The sequence below is a fragment of the Nocardiopsis sp. TNDT3 genome, assembly GCF_003427465.1.
Lineage (GTDB): Bacteria > Actinomycetota > Actinomycetes > Streptosporangiales > Streptosporangiaceae > Nocardiopsis > Nocardiopsis dassonvillei.
Map to the genome: position 1 here is coordinate 1 of NZ_QPFC01000509.1, position 5,134 is coordinate 5,134.

At 73.8% G+C, this 5,134-nt stretch carries 5 protein-coding genes; all 5 read left to right on the forward strand.

The features are described 5' to 3' along the window. Window positions 1-88 precede the first annotated feature (88 nt). Window positions 89-886: an FAD-dependent thymidylate synthase gene (gene thyX / locus DQW06_RS13265; protein ID WP_013152480.1), complete on the forward strand. Its 798-nt coding sequence runs from the start codon at window positions 89-91 to the stop codon at window positions 884-886. Window positions 887-1,395: 509 nt separating this feature from the next. Beyond that, on the forward strand, window positions 1,396-1,713 hold the full coding sequence (locus DQW06_RS13270; protein WP_013152481.1) for a hypothetical protein: 318 nt from the start codon (window positions 1,396-1,398) through the stop codon (window positions 1,711-1,713). 282 nt (window positions 1,714-1,995) lie between these two features. Next, on the forward strand, window positions 1,996-3,009 hold the full coding sequence (locus DQW06_RS13275) for an oxidoreductase (RefSeq protein ID WP_013152482.1): 1,014 nt from the start codon (window positions 1,996-1,998) through the stop codon (window positions 3,007-3,009). Further along, window positions 2,993-3,976 (forward strand): sugar phosphate isomerase/epimerase, encoded by a 984-nt coding sequence (locus DQW06_RS13280; RefSeq protein ID WP_013152483.1) that lies wholly within the window; start codon window positions 2,993-2,995, stop codon window positions 3,974-3,976. The genes DQW06_RS13275 and DQW06_RS13280 overlap by 17 nt, the downstream gene beginning before the upstream one ends. Then, a partial coding sequence (locus DQW06_RS13285; protein ID WP_117198554.1) for a M20/M25/M40 family metallo-hydrolase occupies window positions 3,973-5,134 on the forward strand: 1,162 nt, incomplete at its 3' end. The genes DQW06_RS13280 and DQW06_RS13285, both read left to right, overlap by 4 nt.

Sequence of the window (5,134 nt, forward strand, 5' to 3'; positions counted from 1 at the left end):
GTCACGCCCTCCGCACCCCGCGCCGCCCGTCGGCCGCGGTGCTCAGGCGTGCGCACGGGGAGCCGGGAACACGAACGGGAGGCATGCTGTGAAGAGGGTCGAGCCGCAGGTCCGTCTGGTGGCGCGTCCGCAGGTGGACTACGACGCCATCGCCGACTACCTCAAGGAGGTCGGCGGGGAGGCGTGGCTGGAGCGGTTCGACCGCGGTGAGCTCGACGCCCACCTCAACGACCCCCAGAACCTCGCCGAGTTCGCCGGGCGGCTGTGCTACCGCTCCTGGGAGCCGGGCCTGAACCCCAACGTGACCCGGGTGCGCACCGACCAGGACGCCTACCTCGGCAACATCCTGGCCAGCATGCACGGCTCCGTCCTGGAGCACATCAGCTTCAGCTTCGTCCTGCACAACGTCTCGCGGGTGCTCACCCACGAGCTGATCCGGCACCGTCCGGGCGTGGCCGTCTCCCAGGAGTCCCTGCGCTTCGTGCGCCTGTCCGACCTGCCGTTCTGGTTCCCCGACTGGGCCGAGGACGACCCCGAGCTGATGGAGCGCGCCACCGCGATGCTCCGCCAGATGGAGGAGTTCCAGCTCTGGATGGCCGACCACTTCGGCCTGGACGACGAGGGTGTCAAGTTCGCGGAGAAGAAGCACAAGACCTCCTTCATGCGCCGCTTCGCCCCCGAGGGCGTGGCCACCGGCCTGGTGTGGACCGCCAACGTGCGCACCCTGCGCCACACCCTGGAGGCGCGCACCGCCCCCGGCGCGGAGGAGGAGATCCGCCTGCTGTTCGACCTCATCGGTCGGACCCTCCAGGAGGAGGCCCCTGCGCTCTTCGGCGACTACGAGGTCCGGGACGGCGCCTGGGTACCCAGGTACCGCAAGGTCTGAGCGCCCATCGGACACGGCGGCCCGCCCCTCGGGGCGGGCTTTTTTGTGCGCGCAGGAAACCGGGACTTCCTCCCTCCTGGCGGGTGCGCGGCCCGTTGCGCCCGGTGCGGGGCGGGGGAGCGTCCGGGCCGCCGGCTCCACGCGCGAGTCGCCGTCACAGGAGCTTCCCCAGCCCTTTACGCCCCCTACACGCCCCGGAAAACCCGCCCGTTTCGGGCCCCTTCCTCACGGAGAGCGCACCTTTCCGGCGATAAAGCCACCTAAGGTGCGAGCGGCGCATATCTCAGCGAAGGCATGGAAAGTATTCTTTTCTGTATTTTTCTTTCCCCGGTGCTTTCTCTCCGATTCGGCTCCGGGTAGCGGTTGCCCGAAATCCTCCGCTGAGTCACACCGGCTCTGGTCTTTGTGGTGCCGAAGGGACAGGATGTCCGGGTCGGCTTCGCCGTATCGGTGATATGTGCGGGCCGATCCTTCGGAAAAAGTGCGGAACGAAAATGGAGGCAATCGGAATGAGGGCTCTCGTGTCCGCCGCGGCGGCACTCGCGTTCGCGGTGGGCGGATCCGTGGCGGGCGCCGCTCCGGCCCACGCCGCGACCGGTGAGGTCGTGGTCTTCACGACCGAGTTCGAGGAGCTGCGCCGCTACCCCGAACCCCCGGCGGGCTCCTGCCAGCGGCTCCCCGAGACCGCGCACGTGCTGGTCAACCTCACCGACGCGGACGTGCGCATGCACGCCGGCACGACCTGCTTCGGGCCGTCGGTCCTGGTCTCGCCGAACCACGGCTGGCACGCTCCGCCCAGCGGGCTGTTCAGCTTCTCAGTGGCCTGACCCCGACCGGTCCCGCGACCTCCGCCCGGCGGTCGCGGGACCGCGCGGCGCTCCGGTGGAGGTGCGCCCGCAGGGGAGAAAACGCCACGAAAATACGCATTTCCTTCTTGCTCTACGGGTGGAAACATGTCCGTTTCCGAGTTTTCGGACGCAGGAACCCGTTCTCCGTTTTGACGCTTTCGGTGCGATGTCCGAGTGTGGTGGGGGAAGCGTGTGGCCGCTGCGTTCCGGGATCGGGCAGCGCACCGCCGTGGAAGCAGAAGGGAAAGGTGCCCGTACGTTATGCTGCACACCCTCATCGTCGGTCTGGGCAGATCGGGAGAAGGGCTGCACCTGCCGTCGCTGGCCAAAGCGCGGGCACAGGCCCCCGCCCTGTTCGCCGCGGGGCCGGTGGTGGGATTCGACCCGTTCCGGGGCCCCGTCGAGGGGGTCCTCACCGCCGACTCCCTGGAGGAGGCGGCCCGCTGCGCGCCGCCCTCGCGCACCGTGGTCCACCTGTGCACGCCGCCGCACCTGCGCTCCGGTCCGCTGGAGCACCTGGCCCGCCTCGGCTACCGCATGGTCGTCGTGGAGAAGCCGCTGGCCCTGGACCTGGTGGACCTGGCCGCCGTCGCCCGGCTGCGGCGGCGCTGGGGCCTGGACCTGACCGTCACCACCCAGTGGCTGGACAGCGCGCTCACGCGGCGACTGCGCGCCGCGGTGCGGGGCCGCGTCTTCGGCGACCTGCGCGCCGTCACGGTCGTGCAGAACAAGCCCCGCTTCACCCGCACCGCGCAGACGCCGGGCCACCCCACCGCCTTCGACGTGGAGGTCCCGCACGCGCTGGCCGTGGTGATCAGCCTGGCCGGGGGAGCGGACGTCACCGCGGCCTCCCTGGAGGACATGGTCACCGAGCAGTCCCGGCTGCCCGGACTGGGCCGCGCCCGCCTCGACCTGGCGCACCACGGCGGGGTGCGCAGCCGGATCGACTCCGACCTGACCTCCCCCGTCCGCGAGCGCCGCATCACGCTGGAGTTCGACCGCGCCGTGCTCACCGGCCACTACCCGTGCAGCGCGGCCGACCACACCGCCCAGCTGTCGGTGGACGCCACCGGGCACCGGGCCTCCCACTCGGTCTTCGCCGACGACGCCCTCCCCGCCTTCCTCCGCGCCGCCTACGCCCGCTACGCCCGCTCCTTCCGCGGCCCCGGCACGCTCCCGGTCCAGGTCGAGGCGGTCCGGCTGCTCACCGAGGCCAAGGGGCTGTGCGCGGCCCACGGCCGCAGGCAGGAGGTGGGCAGTGCCGTCGGCGCCTGAACACACCGCTCCGCCGCTCGCCGGGATCGGCGACGAGGCGGCGCCCGACCTCGACGGACAGCTCGCCGCCCTCGCCGAACTCGGCTGGAACCGCCTGGAACTGCGCACCGTGGACGGGACCGCCCTGGCCGCCCTGGACGAGCGGGCCTTCGACCGCGCCGCCGGACGGATCCGCGAGGCCGGGACCGACGTGGTCGCCGTCGCCTCCCGCATCGCCGACTGGTCCAGGCCCGCCACCGGGGACTTCGCCCCCGACCTGGCCGAACTGGACGTCCTGGCCCGGCGCTGCGCGGTGCTGGGCACCCGGCTGGTCCGGGTCATGTCCTACCCCCGCGACGGGCTCCCCGAGGCCGAGTGGGGGCGGCGCGTCCGCGTCCGCCTGCGCGAACTGGCCCGCCGTGCCGAGGACGCGGGCCTGGTGCTCGTGCACGAGAACTGCGCGGGCTGGGCGGGGGACCGCGCCGACCGCGCCCTGGAACTGCTGGCCGAGGTGGACAGCCCGGCCCTGCGGCTGCTGTTCGACACCGGCAACGGCGTCGCCCACGGCTACCGCGCCCCGGAGATGCTGCGCGAGCTCCTCGACCACGTGGCGCACGTGCACGTCAAGGACGCCGTCACCGCGCCCGACGGCGGGGTCGACTACGTCCCGCCCGGCCGGGGGGAGGCCGGAACCGTCGAGTGCCTGCGGCTGCTGGCCGCGCACGGCTACACCGGAACGCTGTCCATCGAGCCCCACCTGCACCTGCGCCCGCACCTGCGGGTCTCGGGCGCCGACCCCGGCCGCGGCGACCGGCCCGCCTTCGTCGCCTACGGGCGCGCCCTGGAGGACCTCGTGGCCCGCACCTGGCACACCGGAGGCGGCCCCGCCAGGGGCACGGGCCACCATGGCGGGGACGCGGACCCTCACGCCGCGACCGGGGCCGCCCGTACCGCCGACGGCCTCCACCGCACCGAGGGGGTCCGGTGACCGCCGCGCTCACCCCCGACGACCACGACCTGCTGCTGCGGCTGCTCGAACTGCCCACCGCGGGCCCGCTGGAGACCGGCCCCGACGGGCCCCCGCCGCTCCTGCGCGAGGCCCAGCTCCTCTACGCCCGCGCCGCCGCCGGAGCCGGGTTCGACGTCGTGCACCACGCCCCGGTCCGGCCCGCCGACATGGACCGACCGGACGTCCCGGCCCCGGTCCGCGAGGCCCTGGCCCGCCCCGGCTTCCTCGACTGCCAACCCAGCCTCGTGCTGCGGCTGGGCCCCGACCTGCCCGCCGAGCGCACCGTGATGTTCAACGTGCACCTGGACACGGTCGCCGGGCGGCAGCCGGTCGGCTTCGACGGCGAACGCTTCCACGGGCGCGGCGCCATCGACGCCAAGGGCCCGGCGGTGGCGCTGCTGGCGGGGGTGCGCGCCGCCCGCGAGCGCGACCCGGCTGTCGGCCGCGACGTCGCGGTGCTCGTCCAGGCCGTGGCCGGGGAGGAGGGCGGCGCCATGGGCACCCTCGGCACCCGGCCGCTGGTCGAACGCGGCCACACCGGCCGCCTCAACATCTTCTGCGAACCCACCGGGATGCGGTTCCTGACGCGCAGCACCGCGGCGATGACCGCCCGGATCTCGGTCCGCGGGGACGACGCGATCGACGACCGCCCGCACACCGGGCACAACGCCTCCGTCCTCCTGGGCCACCTGGCCCGGCACCTGGGCCGCGCCCTGGACGCGCACGCCCGCTCCGGCGCGGTGTGCCTGGCCGGACTGCACACCGGCACCCTGCACAACAGGGTCTACGGCAGCGGGTCGCTGCTGCTCAACCTCGCCTACGGCGACGCCGCCGCGGGGCGCGCCCTGGAACGCGCCCTGACCGACGCGCTCGACGCGGGACTGGACGCCTTCACCAAGGAGTTCGCCGACACCGCGCTGTTCGCCCGCACCGCGGCCGACGCCCGCGCCCTCACCCGTCTGGAGTGGACCAAGCGCGGCCTGCCCGCGCTGGACGACCGCGACCCCTGGGGGCCCGCCCTGCTGCGCCGCGCCGGAATCGCCCCGTGGCCCGAGGACGAACCGGCCTTCACCTGCGACGCGATCTGGATGTCCGGGGTCGCCGGAGCCAGCACCGCCGTGCTGGGCCCCGGCGACC

Coding starts and splice junctions, on each gene's coding strand:
- DQW06_RS13270 (WP_013152481.1), top strand. CDS start 1,396: ATGAGGGCTCTCGTGTCCGCCGCGGCGGCACTCGCGTTCGCGGTGGGC.
- DQW06_RS13275 (WP_013152482.1), top strand. CDS start 1,996: ATGCTGCACACCCTCATCGTCGGTCTGGGCAGATCGGGAGAAGGGCTG.